Origin of the sequence: uncultured Dokdonia sp., from assembly GCF_947492815.1 — a bacterium.
Taxonomy (GTDB): domain Bacteria; phylum Bacteroidota; class Bacteroidia; order Flavobacteriales; family Flavobacteriaceae; genus Dokdonia.
On sequence record NZ_CANLOB010000009.1, the window covers coordinates 73,748 to 88,361 of the forward strand.

At 33.9% G+C, this 14,614-nt stretch carries 12 protein-coding genes; 10 read left to right on the plus strand and 2 right to left on the minus strand.

Features of this window, described 5'->3' with window-relative positions; all coding sequences use genetic code 11:
- The first annotated feature begins 153 nt into the window (after positions 1-153).
- Positions 154-1,050 carry an AraC family transcriptional regulator gene (locus tag Q1A01_RS10750; RefSeq protein WP_299680188.1) on the plus strand — a complete coding sequence of 299 codons (897 nt, stop codon included), beginning with the start codon at positions 154-156 and terminating at the stop codon, positions 1,048-1,050.
- Positions 1,051-1,061: 11 nt separating this feature from the next.
- Here the strand turns inward: Q1A01_RS10750 and Q1A01_RS10755 are convergent, their stop codons facing one another.
- Positions 1,062-1,802 carry a hypothetical protein gene (locus Q1A01_RS10755; protein WP_299680191.1) on the minus strand — a complete coding sequence of 247 codons (741 nt, stop codon included), beginning with the start codon at positions 1,800-1,802 and terminating at the stop codon, positions 1,062-1,064.
- Positions 1,803-2,068: 266 nt separating this feature from the next.
- Positions 2,069-3,061 carry a hypothetical protein gene (locus Q1A01_RS10760; RefSeq protein WP_299680193.1) on the minus strand — a complete coding sequence of 331 codons (993 nt, stop codon included), beginning with the start codon at positions 3,059-3,061 and terminating at the stop codon, positions 2,069-2,071.
- A 184-nt stretch (positions 3,062-3,245) separates the two neighbouring features.
- Here Q1A01_RS10760 and Q1A01_RS10765 point away from each other — a divergent pair, with 184 nt between their 5' ends.
- The 9 genes from Q1A01_RS10765 to Q1A01_RS10805 all read left to right on the plus strand — a co-directional run bounded on the left by Q1A01_RS10765 (position 3,246) and on the right by Q1A01_RS10805 (position 14,600).
- Entirely contained in the window at positions 3,246-4,013 is a 768-nt protein-coding gene (locus Q1A01_RS10765; RefSeq protein WP_299680194.1) for a ThuA domain-containing protein, read from the plus strand.
- 154 nt (positions 4,014-4,167) lie between these two features.
- Positions 4,168-5,202, plus strand: a complete 1,035-nt coding sequence (gene hemH / locus Q1A01_RS10770; protein WP_299680197.1) for a ferrochelatase — start codon at positions 4,168-4,170, stop codon at positions 5,200-5,202.
- Positions 5,203-5,270: 68 nt separating this feature from the next.
- Positions 5,271-6,656 (plus strand): MATE family efflux transporter, encoded by a 1,386-nt coding sequence (locus tag Q1A01_RS10775; protein ID WP_299680200.1) that lies wholly within the window; start codon positions 5,271-5,273, stop codon positions 6,654-6,656.
- A 337-nt stretch (positions 6,657-6,993) separates the two neighbouring features.
- Positions 6,994-10,047, plus strand: coding sequence for a glycosyl hydrolase (locus tag Q1A01_RS10780; RefSeq protein WP_299680338.1), 3,054 nt, complete (start codon positions 6,994-6,996; stop codon positions 10,045-10,047).
- Between the two features lie 144 nt (positions 10,048-10,191).
- The gene (locus Q1A01_RS10785; RefSeq protein WP_299680202.1) at positions 10,192-10,737 is read left to right on the plus strand and encodes a hypothetical protein; all 546 of its coding nucleotides are present in this window, start codon (positions 10,192-10,194) and stop codon (positions 10,735-10,737) included.
- 224 nt (positions 10,738-10,961) lie between these two features.
- Positions 10,962-11,603 carry an acyloxyacyl hydrolase gene (locus Q1A01_RS10790; protein ID WP_299680205.1) on the plus strand — a complete coding sequence of 214 codons (642 nt, stop codon included), beginning with the start codon at positions 10,962-10,964 and terminating at the stop codon, positions 11,601-11,603.
- Between the two features lie 393 nt (positions 11,604-11,996).
- Positions 11,997-12,473 (plus strand): outer membrane beta-barrel protein, encoded by a 477-nt coding sequence (locus Q1A01_RS10795; RefSeq protein WP_299680340.1) that lies wholly within the window; start codon positions 11,997-11,999, stop codon positions 12,471-12,473.
- Positions 12,474-12,524: 51 nt separating this feature from the next.
- A complete protein-coding gene (locus tag Q1A01_RS10800; RefSeq protein ID WP_299680208.1) occupies positions 12,525-13,076 on the plus strand; it encodes a CopD family protein in 552 nt (183 codons plus the stop codon).
- A gap of 120 nt (positions 13,077-13,196) precedes the next feature.
- Positions 13,197-14,600 (plus strand): HAMP domain-containing sensor histidine kinase, encoded by a 1,404-nt coding sequence (locus Q1A01_RS10805; RefSeq protein WP_299680210.1) that lies wholly within the window; start codon positions 13,197-13,199, stop codon positions 14,598-14,600.
- Positions 14,601-14,614: the final 14 nt, after the last annotated feature.

Consider the following 14,614-nt stretch of genomic DNA (forward strand, 5'->3'; position numbering starts at 1 on the left):
GAAAAAAAATAACGCTAGACGTTCCAAAATTGTCGAATTGAGTAAATTCAGGTATTTCTACGTGTAGATTTGCTTAAAACACCTTATTTTAGTGGTACTATAAGGGATATTATTCTACTGTTAATTAGAATGATTCTAAATAAAATAAGGACTATGGCTCTTCAAATTGATCAAAAAAGTGTCGCTCAAGGTTTAGAAGTAGAGACTATATTAGAACCTGGGTTTTCTGTATTGGCATTTTCTAATATACTAGATTTCAATAGGCAAATTGTGCGTGATGTAGATAGTAGTATTATTCAATTTCACTTTTGTTTAAAGGGACAATCTGTTTTTACATTTAATAATGGTGCCTATCGTTTGCCTATGCCAGAAGACCAGTCTTTATTGCTTTATAACCCGCAACGAGATTTACCTATGAATCTTCAATTGCAACCAGATACCTGGGTGGTTTCTATTCTGATTTCTATTAAGAAGTTTCATAGTCTGTTTTCGCGCGAAGCAAATTATATTACTTTTTTAAGCGAAGAAAATAAAGACCGTAAATATTATAAAGACGGTACTGTAACACCTAGTATGGCTATTGTTTTGAATCAATTAATGAATTATAATTTACACCCTAGTATTAAAGAATTGTATTTTAAAGGAAAGGCGTATGAATTGTTGAGTCTCTACTTTAATAGACCTGTAGATGCAGATATCGCACAATGTCCTTTTCTTGCCGATGAAGATAATGTGACTAAAATTAAAAAGGCGAAAGAGATTATTATTGCTCGTATGACAGAACCTCCTACCTTATCAGAGCTTTCTTTGGAAGTTGGATTATCTCTTAAAAAATTAAAGGAAGGCTTTAAGCAGATTTACGGAGATTCTGTGTATAGCTTTTTATTTGATTATAAAATGGAAGTAGCTCGGCAATTACTAGCTTCAGGGCAGTATAATGTAAATGAAGTAGGGCTTAAAGTCGGGTATAGTACTTCGAGTCATTTTATAGCTGGATTTAAAAAGAAATTTGGAACTACCCCTAAGAAATACTTAATGTCTTTGGGATAGTTATTTTATATTTAAAAGCCTAAGAAAGATAAACGGTCTATCTTACCTGTAGCATCTACGCTATAAACAGCTATGTTATGTGTACCTCCACTATTGTATGATAGATTGTTATCATCTATGATAAAGTTCCCAGAAATAATTCGTTTCTCTAGTATGTAGTTAACACGAGTTTTTTCACTTACGTATTCTTTATATCTGTTACGCATTGCTGTAAGTCCAGTGATATTGCATCTTGTAGGGAAATCACATTCTAATATATTTGGAGAGAAAGCACTCATAAATAATTCTAAATTAGAACTTCGATATGCATCTATATAATTATTTACACTACTTATAGGGCTAGGTGTTGCCAAATTAGGTTGTAAAATATACATGCGTAATATCTTTCCTTTTTTTATACGGTATACAACGATACGTTCTTTTGTTCCATCTGGAGTTTTGACTAATTCCTTATCTATTTGATATTTTTTAAATGTAATTCTATCTACAACTACTGTATTAACAGCAAACGTTGTTTGTAATAAATTTTCATAATATGTTGTAATCTCTTCGGTTCCTTTTGCTAGTTGATTATCCACATAACCTATGGTTGCTTTTTCATCAAAAAGGGTTGTTATATTCTCTAAAATTGTTTGATTGTTGATGAGTTTATTTTTCTTAGTGATTACTTCTTTAGGAGACTTTTTTTGCGCTTGAAGTAAAGAAAAATGTAAGATTGCTAATAAGAAAAAAGAAAAGTATTTTATTTTCATGTCTATAATTAGTTAATGTGTTTAAAAGATAAATATTTGATTTTTAGAGTAATTATATGGTAATCCCTATAAAAAATTACTAGCAACAATGTCTTACTCTATGCACAAACACTTTCTTTTTTCTTTGCTTACACAAAAAAGTATAGATAGCATGAGCATAAGTCTTGCCAGAAAAAATCAAGCACAGGTTAAAAAAGGTATACATGTTTACCTAGAAAATTGTCTTTTAAAAAAACAGCTGTATGGAGGTTTGATATATCGCTTATTTATTGTTTTGTAAACCTGATTTTTGATGGAAAAGAATCAAAACCACAATTTCCATCAAAACCTCTATAGCCCTCTACAAAGTTTAATTCAAATACGGTATCATCATTTTGAGCTATAGTAGCATTTACAGTATCTGGTCCTAATAAGATAAGATCACCAGTATCACAATCACGTCTTCCAGGAGCAGTTTCGTTACAACTTCCACAAATAGAGGATAGTTGATACTTACCCATGATGATTTCGTCACAAGCAATTGTAAATTCAAATACTCTTGGATCATTTCTATTAATAGTATACAATAACGTTACAAGCCTAGTATTAAAAGAGTGCCCTCTAGTAATTTCAACAGTTGGATTGAAAGGAATAAAAGAAGGCCCAAAAGCTCCTTCTTCTACACTATTAAATGCATAATCTCCTATGAATAAATCTTCAGAAATAGGCTCAAGTACAGTAACCGTATAAGAGAAAGGAGAACTGGAAAACGTATTACTTGCTAATGTAACGGCATTTGCATTACTTTCTGTAAATCTATCGCCATTCAGTAATTGTAACTCTAAAGTGATCACAAATTGATCTTTACACGATACATTGGTCTGAAGAACTCCTGTTTCTTCTAATAGTTGTGAAAAAGAATATGCTAGTGTTCTCACAGGAAGTCCTCTAGGTCCATTAGTAAAATCTTCTTTTTCTAATCTTTCAATAAGAGTAGGTGGTGTGGAGTAACTCTCCCCAGGTTCTAGCGTGTGATCTTCAAAAGAAACAAAGACGTCTACATAGTCTAATAGATCTCCATTTTCTATATCTTGTTCTTCTATTGCTACAGAAAAAACAGAGTTGCTATTATTGATATCAAATTCAAGATTATCAATCGCTATAGTTCGTAATATAGCACCTCTTGAAATTTCTTGTGTTACTCTATCTATTGCTTTATCATCATTACTACAAGAAAAAAATATAAGTAAGATGCCTAGTGATGGTAGTATTATTTTCATAGTAATCTATAATTTTGTTGGTCGCATTAAATATATCATTACAGTACAAGTATATAGTAAAATCCTACAAGAGCTTACTTATTTATATATTATGATATCCTAAATGAGGAATTCGATATTCTGAATGAGTAAAGTAGTATATATATAGTAACTTTACGCCCTCATTGCTTTTTTAAAGAATATTATGATGAATAAACTTTTTATGATGGTCTGTATTGGATTTCTTTTCTCCGCTTGCGCGAAAAAAAATACAGCTACCACAAATACACGTCTAGCTACAGAAAAACAAACCCAAACGAAGAAGGTATTAGTTTTTACTAAAACCCTAGGATGGCGTCATAAATCGATCGAAACTGGCGTTGCTACCATAAAAGATTTTGGAAAAACACATAATTTTGTAGTAGAGCATACAGAAGATAGTACTCATTTTTCAAAGGCTTTTTTACCGCAATACGATGCTATTATATTTTTAAGTACCACGGGTAATGTACTAGATACCGATGCACAAAAGAAATTTGAAAACTACATTCAAGGAGGAGGTAGTTATATGGGAATTCATGCCGCAGCCGATACTGAATATGAATGGCCTTGGTATGGAAAACTAGTAGGAGGTTACTTTGAAAGTCATCCTAATAACCCTAATATTAGAAAAGCAACGGTACAGAAAACAACAAATAAACATCGTAGTACTTCACATTTTGAAACTTCTTTTTCAAGAGATGATGAGTGGTATAACTATAAAAATATAAACCCAGAAATTACAGCAGTATTACAACTTGATGAAGCAAGTTATGAGGGCGGAACCAATGGAGATATGCACCCCATCGCTTGGTATCATCTATATGATGGAGGAAAGGCTTTTTATACAGGAGGAGGACATACTAAAGAATCGTATACAGAAACGGGTTTTAGAAAACACTTAGAAGAAGCACTTTTATGGTGTTTAGAATAGTACTATCAAAAACTCTTATACTTTTCATAAAACGTATCATAAGATACTCCGTATTTTTGTAAATGAATTTTTGTTTAATTAAGTTTGACAAAGATTAGACAGTTAATTAAATATACCCTACTATACTAGTAGACCCATATATAAAAGAAAAAGCATGAGCAAAGGTGTTTTACTCGTTAATTTAGGATCTCCAAAGAGTACAGATCCTAAGGATGTAAAAAAATATTTAGGCGAATTTTTGATGGATGAACGCGTGATAGATGTTCCCTATGCAGCACGAGCATTGCTGGTAAAAGGAATTATTTTGAATACCCGACCTAAGCAAAGTGCTAAAGCTTACAGTAAAATATGGTGGGAAGAAGGCTCTCCTCTTATTGTACTTACAGAACGATTACAAAAGAAAGTACAGACACATACAGAATTGCCTGTAGAGATTGCAATGCGTTATGGTACTCCTTCTATTATGGAAGGATTACAAAAATTACATGATCAAGGAGTTGATGATGTGATGCTATTACCTTTATATCCTCAACATGCAATGGCTACTACAGAAACCATTCTTGTTCTTGCCGAAGAATTGCGAGCTCAGCATTTCCCTTCAATGAAAATCACAAATGTACCTGCTTTTTACAATAAAGAATCATATTCAAATGTCCTCGCTGAAAGCATAGGAGAACATCTTAAAGATTTAGATTATGAGCACTTATTATTTAGCTATCATGGAGTGCCAGAAAGGCATATACGTAAAAGTGATGTAACTAAATTACATTGTAAGATAGATGGAAGTTGTTGTAGTGCTGGATCAAAAGCACATGAATTCTGTTATCGCCACCAATGTTATGAAACGACTCGTAAAGTGGGGCAATATCTTAATTTAGAACCTGGTACTTTTTCTACTTCTTTTCAATCTCGTTTAGGGTTTGATCCTTGGTTACAACCTTATACAGATCGTACTATAGAACGAATGGGGAAAGAAGGATTTAAAAAAATGGCGATTGTCACACCTGCTTTTGTTTCTGATTGTCTGGAAACATTAGAAGAAATCGCAATGGAAGGAGAAGAAATTTTTCATGAAGCAGGAGGGGAGGAATTTACAACGATCCCTTGTTTAAATGATCGTGATGACTGGGCAGCTGTCATTGGCGGTTGGATTAAAGAATGGGAAGAAGCCGCAACGATAGTTGCATAAGTTTCACGTTATATTAACACGCTATTTAAAAAAGTGGTTGCATCTTGCAAAGAACTAACACGTAATTCTTGTCCAAAAAAAAATCTACAGCTTTAGGTACAGAACCTATCTCAAAACTACTTGTTAAGCAGGCAGTTCCAGCCTCTATAGGTATTCTGGTGATGTCACTTAATATGATTGTAGATACCATTTTTGTAGGAAGATGGATTGGACCTCAAGCTATATCTGCTATTACAGTTGTGATTCCTTTTACATTTTTTATTGCGGCCATAGGTCTTGCTGTAGGAATTGGAGGAAGCTCGGTACTTTCAAGAGCGCTAGGAGCTGGGAATGACCAAAAAGCATTACACGTCTTTGGAAATCAAATTACATTAACAACCCTTATTTCAGGCTCATTAGCTATCATCGGACTTGTATTTCAAGATTATTTTATAGAGTTTTTTGGCGCCGCCGACTCCTTTAAAGATATGGCACTTGTATACTATCGTATTGTACTTTATGGTATTTTGATGCTTGCTCTCTGTATGATGGGAAACAATGTGATTCGTGCAGAAGGAAAACCAAAATTTGCCATGTATGCCATGATTCTTCCTGCTATTGGAAATATCATTATGGACTATGTACTCATCAAAGTATTAGGTTATGGGATGGAGGGTGCTGCTTGGGCTACATTTATAAGTTATACGGTCTGTTTTGGATTTATTTTTTGGTTTTTTGTTGCCAAAAGCGAGTTACGCCTTAACCTAAGTTCTTTTAAATTACGTCTTCCTATCGTTAAAGAAATTAGTGGCTTAAGCGGTGTGACATTAGCACGCCAAGGCACTATAAGTGTTTTAGGTATTCTATTAAACAATGTATTAATCACCTATGGAGATGCATTAGACCTTGCCTCTTATGGTATCATCAGTAGGATGCTTATGTTTGCGCTTTTCCCAGTAATAGGAGTTACCCAAGGATTTATGCCTATAGCTGGCTATAATTATGGAGCAAAAAAATATACAAGAGTTAGAGAAACGATCAATACTTCTATCAAATATGCAGGAGTACTAGCTTTAATTATTTTTGCTATTATTATGAGTTTTCCAGACTTCTTTGTTTCGATATTTTTAAGTGATAAAGGAGGAGACCCACAAACGCTTGCAGACAATGCAGCAATCTTTGCACGAACCCCTAATGCATTACGTTGGGTATTTGCAGCAACCCCCATTATTGTAGTGCAACTTATAGGTTCTGCATACTTCCAATCCATAGGAAAAGCAGTACCAGCCTTACTTTTAAGTTTGACAAAACAAGGGTTTTTCTTAATCCCTTTAATTCTGATATTACCACCATTTCTAGGTGTTTGGGGTGTGTGGATCGCATTCCCTATTGCCGATATTCTTTCTACGATTGTGACGGGATATTTCTTAAATAAAGAGGTAAAAACCAAACTTGCACTTCAGGAAGAAGGGTGATGTATACGCTTTCGCGAAAGCGAACTTGTGAGGTTCACAATCATACAGCGTTAAGTGTTAAAGCGTAAATAACCGTAACCCTTTCAAATAGTCAAAAATTCTCTTTTGCGGAATACGTTAAAAAATTGCCAAAAAAGGAATCCTTCTTAAGAATTCCTTACATTTCTATCGAAATACCAAACTAAAATTCAATGAAACCGACATGTTGGAAATAATTATGAATATATAAAGCTATAATTATTTATAACATCAAAGGTTACAGGTGACCATCAAAAACAAAAAAAACAAACGCATGAAAACCAACATTCTCTTCCTTTTTCTGAGTATTTTCTCAGGAATGGCATTACAAACGAGTGCACAAACACCAGACGAATCTTCATACGAAGCCCTAGAATATCGATTAATAGGTCCTTTTAGAGGAGGACGAAGTGCTGCCGTAACTGGAGTACCAGGACAACCTGATTTATTTTATATGGGTAGTACTGGTGGTGGTGTGTGGCGTACCACCAATGGAGGAAAGGAATGGGCAAATATCTCTGATGGTTTCTTTGGGGGTAGTATTGGAGCTGTTGAGGTTTCAAAAAGCGATCCCAATGTGATTTATGTAGGAGGAGGAGAAAAAACCCTTCGTGGTAATGTGTCTTCTGGATATGGTATCTGGAAAACCGTAGATGCCGGACAAACGTGGAGTCAGATGGGACTTAAAAATAGCCGTCATGTACCTCGTATCCGTGTACACCCTACCAACCCTAATATTGTATATGCAGGGGTGTTAGGAAATATTTATAAACCTACACAAGAACGCGGTGTATATAAAAGTACAGATGGAGGAAAAACATGGAGACAAACGTTGTTTAGTAATTCCAATGCAGGAGTTGTAGATTTAATCATAGATCCTAATAATTATAGAGTATTGTATGCTACTACTTGGAATGCCAGACGTACACCGTATAGTTTGAGTTCTGGTGGAGACGGATCAGCACTTTGGAAAAGTACCGATGAAGGAGAAACATGGACAGAGCTCTCTACCAATGAAGGTTTTGCCAAAGGTATTTTAGGAATTATGGGTATTACTGTATCTCCTGTAAATAGTAACCGTCTCTATGCCATGGTAGAAAACGAAAAAGAAGGAGGATTATATACCTCTAAAGATGGTGGTATGAACTGGTCTAAGGTAAATTCAGAACGTAAATTACGTCAGCGAGCATGGTATTATACACGCTTATATGCAGATACTAAAGATGAAAATACGGTATATGTATTAAATGTACGTTACCATAAATCTACCGATGGAGGGAAATCATTTAGTACGTATAATGCACCTCATGGTGATCATCATGATTTATGGATTGCTCCAGAAGACCCTAATCGTATGATTATTGGCGATGATGGTGGTGCACAAGTGACCTATGACGGAGGGCGTAGTTGGAGTACCTATTTAAATCAACCGACATCACAATTTTATCGTGTTACAACAGATAATGCATTTCCATACCGTATTTATGTAGCCCAACAAGATAATAGCACCATCCGTATTCCGCATCGTACAGAAGGATTTAGTATCTCTGAAGATGATTGGGAAAGTACAGCTGGAGGAGAGAGTGCTCATATTGCGGTAGATCCAGAAAATAATGAGATTGTATATGGTGGTAGTTATGATGGTTTCTTAACCAGAGTAAATCATGAGAAAAATACAGTACGTTCTATTTCTGTATGGCCAGATAATCCCATGGGACATGGCGTAGAAGATATGAAATACCGTTTCCAATGGAACTTTCCTATTATCTTTAGTAAGCACAATCCAAATCGTATGTACACTTTCTCTCAGAATGTACATGTAACAGAAAATGAAGGGCAGAGTTGGAAAGTGATTAGCCCAGATTTAACACGTAATGATCCAGAAAAAATGAAATCTTCTGGAGGGCCGATTACGCAAGACAACACTTCAGTAGAGTATTATTGTACCATTTTTGCCGCTGCAGAATCTCCTCTAAAAGAAGGATTACTTTGGGTAGGAAGTGATGATGGTTTGGTACATGTAAGTCGTAATGGAGGACAAACGTGGGATAATGTAACGCCTAAAGGAATGCCAGAGTGGATGATGATTAATAGTGTAGAACCTAGTGCTTTTGATGAAGGTACTGCTTACATTGCTGGAACTCGCTATAAGTCGGGCGATTTTGCACCTTACTTATACAAAACATCTGATTATGGGAAGACTTGGAAAAAAATAACTAATGGTATCCCAGCAGAGCATTTTACACGTGTATTACGAGAAGATCCAAAACAAAAAGGACTATTATATGCAGGAACGGAAACAGGAATGTATATCAGTTTTGATGATGGAAAAAATTGGAAGTCTTTCCAATTAAACCTTCCTATTGTTCCAATTACAGATCTTACCATTAAAGATAATAACCTTATTGTGGCTACACAGGGACGTAGTTTATGGATTATAGATGACTTAGGGATGTTACATCAGTCCGCTTTCGCGAAAGCGGGAAAAAACTACTTATTCAAGCCAAAGGATACTTACCGTATGGGCGGAGGTGGTCGTCCGGGTAGTCTAACTACGGGAACAAATCATCCTAGTGGTGTGATGACGTATTTTAATTTGAAAGATTTTGATACCAAAAAAGATACCGTGTCACTTACGTATATGACAGTAGCAGGTGATACGATACAGTCATTTAGCACAGGAGCCAAAGAGAAAAAAGATCAGCTTAAAGCAAAAAAAGGAGGAAACTTATTTTCTTGGAATACCCGTACAGACGGTGCAGAAAGATTGAAAGGAATGATTCTTTGGTGGGCAAGTCTTGATGGTCCTAAAGCAGTTCCTGGTGATTATAAAGTAGTCATGAATGTAAATGGAGAGGAGCAAACGCAGTCGTTTGTGATCAAACCCAACCCAAATGCAGAAGCTACAGTTGCTGATATGCAACGACAATATGATTTTATAAGTGATGTCAATACAACAGTAGATCGCGCACATCAGAGCATTAAGAAAATCAGAAAAATAAATGCACAATTGAAATCTTTTGAAGCACAGTATAAAGACGATGCACGTACAGCAGATCTGCGCGAAAAGGCAAAAATAATGCAAGAAGAATTCAGTAATATAGAAAAGGAATTATATCAAACCAAAAACCGTTCAGGTCAAGATCCATTAAACTTCCCAATTAAATTAACCAATAAGTTAGGGCATTTAAATAGCCTTGTAGGCATGGGTGATTTTGGACCTACCGACCAAGATATTGCTGTTAAAAATGAACTTTCAGCACAAATAACAACACAGCTCACAGCTTTTGATAAGATGCTAGATGCTGAGGTAGCAAAATTCAATTCAGATTTTAATAATTTAAAGTTGAATTATTTGTTTGTTGAGGATTAATACAAAATAAATGAAATAAAGAATATTTAACCCAGCCAATGTGCTGGGTTTTTTTATGTTGCTGGTAACATTTGTTTAATATTGAATACCTATAGTTTAATCTATATAAATAATGAGATGTTTATAAAAACAATTTGTAAAGTTTTGATTAGTAGTTTTTTGGTGATTGTCGTTAGCTGTTCTAGCTCTAAGAGTCTAAAAACATATAAAATCCAAATACAGGAATGTATTGAGGAAAAAGTGATATCTAGAGGTGATCAATTTGGCTATGTATATTATTCTAAAGAACAGGGAGGTTTAATACGTGTTTTGCAAGAATTTGAAGAAGCTCTTTTAAAACAAGGAAAACTCGAAGAAGGAAGTGAGAAAGGATATAGGAAATTAATTAATAACCTTCCTTTAGTAGCGTTTGATAGCATATTACAAAGACAAAAACTAAACGCTATTTCTGAAAATGATGGACTTTTTAATGCAGAGTATACAGATACGTGTCCTGCTTCTGTACTTACAGAAGAGATTCTTGATAAGAAAGTAATAGCCTATAAGTTGCAACTCGAAAAACTTACAGCAAAAGGAGGTGTTCCAGATAAGAAGTACTTAGAAGAGTTTATACACTTTATTGATTTTGATGTGCATTCTGATAGACTTTTTTTTACATACCTTATTTTTCTACATCTTAAGTATAGCTAATAAGTTGCTATAAATATATAGAGGTTGTTTTGTATGTAATCAATGAGTTGTTATGAAATTATGACACCTATTTTACTTCCGTATATTGTTTAATCTACGGATATGTAGTTTTTTCTTCACAAGATTGTATTCTAGATTGCAGAAGCATTTTACTAGTTATGCGCAGACAATCAGTAAAGTATATTGGTTTTCTATTATTTATTATCTAACAACTATTTTAATTTATGAAAACATTCAAAACATTTATAATTTTAAGTATTTTCTTTTGCTTTTTCACCAGTTTTTCTCAAACTAACGAAGAGAGTTTATCTTCACCCACAGACAAGGGAATGTTTATTCTGGGAGGTAGTTCAAGTTTCGGTTTTGCGACGTCAACATCAGAATTTAAAAGTGATTCCGAAGGTGTTCAAAATAGTGAAATTAAAAGTATTTCTCTAGGCTTAGGACCAAGAGTGGGATACTTTGTGATTGATAATTTGGCCATTGGAGGAAGAGTTGGATTCTCTACAAGTAAAACAGAAATAGATGTGACTAATTCTGAAACAATGGGAACATCATTTTCATTTTCTCCTTTTGTTCGTTATTATTTTACAGAAGGAACTATAAAGCCTTTTGTAGAAGGAACTATAGGAGTAGGTTTTTCAAATTCGAATACAGAAAATGATTTTGAAGATTCGGAGTCAAAAAACTCATTGTTTAATTATGGTCTTGATGGAGGAATTGCTTTCTTTTTTAAGAAAAGTATTTCTTTAGATGTAGGAGTAGGGTATTCATATAATTCGAATAAACCTAGAAATAGTGAAAATGATAGAAAATTTGTCAATAGTAGTTTTTTCTTTACTACGGGCATTAATGTTTTCTTTTGAGGTACTGTAAGTTTAATAAAACCCGTTGTGTATTTTGAATAGATTTCTTGATTTTTACCTCCCTGAAGGGTGAATCGAAGAAATTTTCATTACTTCCTTTAGGATTTGAGGTACATAATGAAGAATGATAGGATAATACACTCGTTATTTTGTCAAAATGCACAACAGGTTTTAATAAATATTTAGTTTAGTGATATTTGAAAACCATAATTTTACGGTGATTTTAAAATCACAAACCGAAATGAAATATAAAGTTTTTGCAATAGTATTAGTTATTTTTTTTCAACCTATTCTATAGCCCAATCTAATGACGATCAATATTCAAATACTAGTCAAAGGACATTTTTAATTGGAGCAGAATCTAATTTTGGTTTTCTCAGTCAAAATGTTTCAATTAACGACCCTGTTTTTGGAGAAAGAGGAGTACAAAAAGAAACTTCATTTTCTATAAGCCCAAGAGCTGATTACTTTATTATTGATAATCTTGTTACAGGGCTAGAAGTGAGATATCATAGTAGAAAATTAGATTTTGAAGGTGAGAACAATGAAGTAAAGAGCTCCTCAATTCTTGCGCAATCTTTTGTAAGGTATTACTTTTTAGAAGGTACTGTTAGACCTATTGTATGTGCTGCTATTGGAATAGGTAGTAGCTCATTTGATAGAGATTCAAATGAGGTTGATTTTGATGAAGATAAAGAAAGCCTTTTTGGGTATGAGGCTGGAACTGGCGTTGCTTTTCTTTTTAGCAAAATTTTTTCTGTAGATTTTTCTGTTGAATATAATTACTTAAAATCAAATCCAGAGGATAGTGATTTTGAAGTAGAAACTTCCGGAATAGTTAGTGCAATAGGTTTTAGTATTTATTTTTAGTTCTAATTTTTATAAAGGTATTTTATAGAGTCTCCTTTGTATCTTTGTTTTATGGAAGATTATTACTTTTATATAAAGGCGCTTCATATCATCTTTATGGTTACTTGGTTTGCTGGACTTTTTTATATGCCCCGGCTTTTTGTGTATCAAGTAGAAGCTAATGAAAAACCATCTCCAGATCGTGAGATTTTAGGAAAGCAATTAGGGCTCATGGCAAAACGCCTTTGGAAAATTATAACGGGACCTTCATTAGTGCTTTGCTCTCTATTTGCCTTCTTGATGTTGCACATTGCACCTACATTATTAGAAAGCCCATGGATGCAAATAAAGTTAGGATTTGTCATATTGCTATATATCTATCATGCTAAAACATGGAGCATATACAAGCAGATGCAAAATGGAAAATTCAAATACTCCTCTAAGTTTATGCGTATGTGGAATGAAGGAGCTACTATTATTTTATTTGCAGTTGTTTTTCTGGCAGTTACAAAAAGCGCTACCAACTGGATATATGGTGTATTTGGAATTATAGGTTTAGGTGTATTGTTAATGCTTGGAATACGACTATATCGTAAGATTCAAGAAAAAAACCCAGAGGCTTAACAAAGTTATAAGGAGTATAAAAGCCTAATACAATAGTATTCTTAGTACCTTAGTCATTCAACAAATAATAGTGTGCTCAATTTAAATAGTAAATCATTAAGCTTTCGCATTTTTACCTCTATGTTAATACTGGTATTAATTGCCTTTGCTTTAATTTCAGGTATTACCTATTTCCAGTATAGAGAGCAAATAAAGGATTATAATAAAGATCGATTAGAGCGAAAAGAAGCAGCCATAAAAAAAGATATAGATAGAACCCTTAAGGAAACCACATTTCTGCTTCAAACTGATAAAATTCATTTAATTTTTAAAGATGAAATTTATGAGATTGCTCGTATTCATGGAGAAAATATAACCCTCTATGATTTAGAGGGACATCCTTTAATTTCTTCTACAGAAAATATTTTTGAAAACTCAGTAACAAAAGATATTCCTAAGCGTATTTTAGATACGTTAACTGCAACTTCAGAAAAAAGATATGTAGAACGTATAGAAACAGAAATACCACAACAAATATCGTATTCGTATATAAATGATCCTAAATTTAAAGAATTGGCTATTCTTCAGATTCAATACGAAGACAGTGAATCTTTTATTAATAAAGAAATGCGAGAACTCCTTATACGTATTGGAGTTGTTGCACTCATCGTTTTTATTACAGCTATATTTCTGGCTTTTATCTTAGCGAGATATATTACACTACGTCTTAAAGATATAGAAGAAAAAATAAAAGAAACACAGCTTGATAAAAGAAACAAAAAAGTAGATACAAAAAACCTTCCTACAGAATTATTAACGCTCGTTTCTGCTTATAATGGAATGATTGATGAATTGGAAGAAAGTGCTGCGCAATTAGCACAAAATGAACGTGAAGCCGCATGGCGTGAAATGGCAAAACAGGTAGCCCATGAGATTAAAAATCCATTAACCCCTATGCGATTAACGGTGCAGAGTTTTGAACGCCGTTTTGACCCTGAAGACCCAGAAATTAACACAAAAATCAAAGAATATAGTAATACGCTTATTCAACAAATAGATACCATGAGTAGTATTGCTTCTGCATTTTCAAATTTTGCAGATATGCCTGCGCAGCAAAGTGAAACCTTAGATGTTTCTAATGTAGTAAAACTGGCATTAGATATTTTTAGAGAACGTAATATCGCTTTCGCGAAAGCGGACCAAGAAATACGAGCAAAGTTTGATAGAACGCAATTAATACGTGTAGTAACCAACTTGGTTAAAAATGCCATCCAAGCAACTAAGCATACAGAAGAACCTAAGATTCTTGTAGACGTGCAAACGAAGGAGTCTAATGTTCAGATCACCGTAAGTGATAATGGAATTGGAATTACAGAAGAAAATAAACCTAAAATATTTGAACCAAAATTCACGACTAAGACCAGCGGTATGGGACTTGGTCTTGCCATGGTAAAAAATATTATGGAAACCTATAACGGAAGTATTAATTTTACATCCCAAGAAGGAAAAGGAACCGTATTTACAGTCACCTTCCCAAAAGAATAAACAACACACCTAGA

Coding starts and splice junctions, on each gene's coding strand:
- Q1A01_RS10750 (WP_299680188.1), top strand. CDS start 154: ATGGCTCTTCAAATTGATCAAAAAAGTGTCGCTCAAGGTTTAGAAGTA.
- Q1A01_RS10755 (WP_299680191.1), bottom strand. CDS start 1,802: ATGAAAATAAAATACTTTTCTTTTTTCTTATTAGCAATCTTACATTTT.
- Q1A01_RS10760 (WP_299680193.1), bottom strand. CDS start 3,061: ATGAAAATAATACTACCATCACTAGGCATCTTACTTATATTTTTTTCT.
- Q1A01_RS10765 (WP_299680194.1), top strand. CDS start 3,246: ATGATGAATAAACTTTTTATGATGGTCTGTATTGGATTTCTTTTCTCC.
- hemH (WP_299680197.1), top strand. CDS start 4,168: ATGAGCAAAGGTGTTTTACTCGTTAATTTAGGATCTCCAAAGAGTACA.
- Q1A01_RS10780 (WP_299680338.1), top strand. CDS start 6,994: ATGGCATTACAAACGAGTGCACAAACACCAGACGAATCTTCATACGAA.
- Q1A01_RS10790 (WP_299680205.1), top strand. CDS start 10,962: ATGAAAACATTCAAAACATTTATAATTTTAAGTATTTTCTTTTGCTTT.
- Q1A01_RS10800 (WP_299680208.1), top strand. CDS start 12,525: ATGGAAGATTATTACTTTTATATAAAGGCGCTTCATATCATCTTTATG.
- Q1A01_RS10805 (WP_299680210.1), top strand. CDS start 13,197: ATGTTAATACTGGTATTAATTGCCTTTGCTTTAATTTCAGGTATTACC.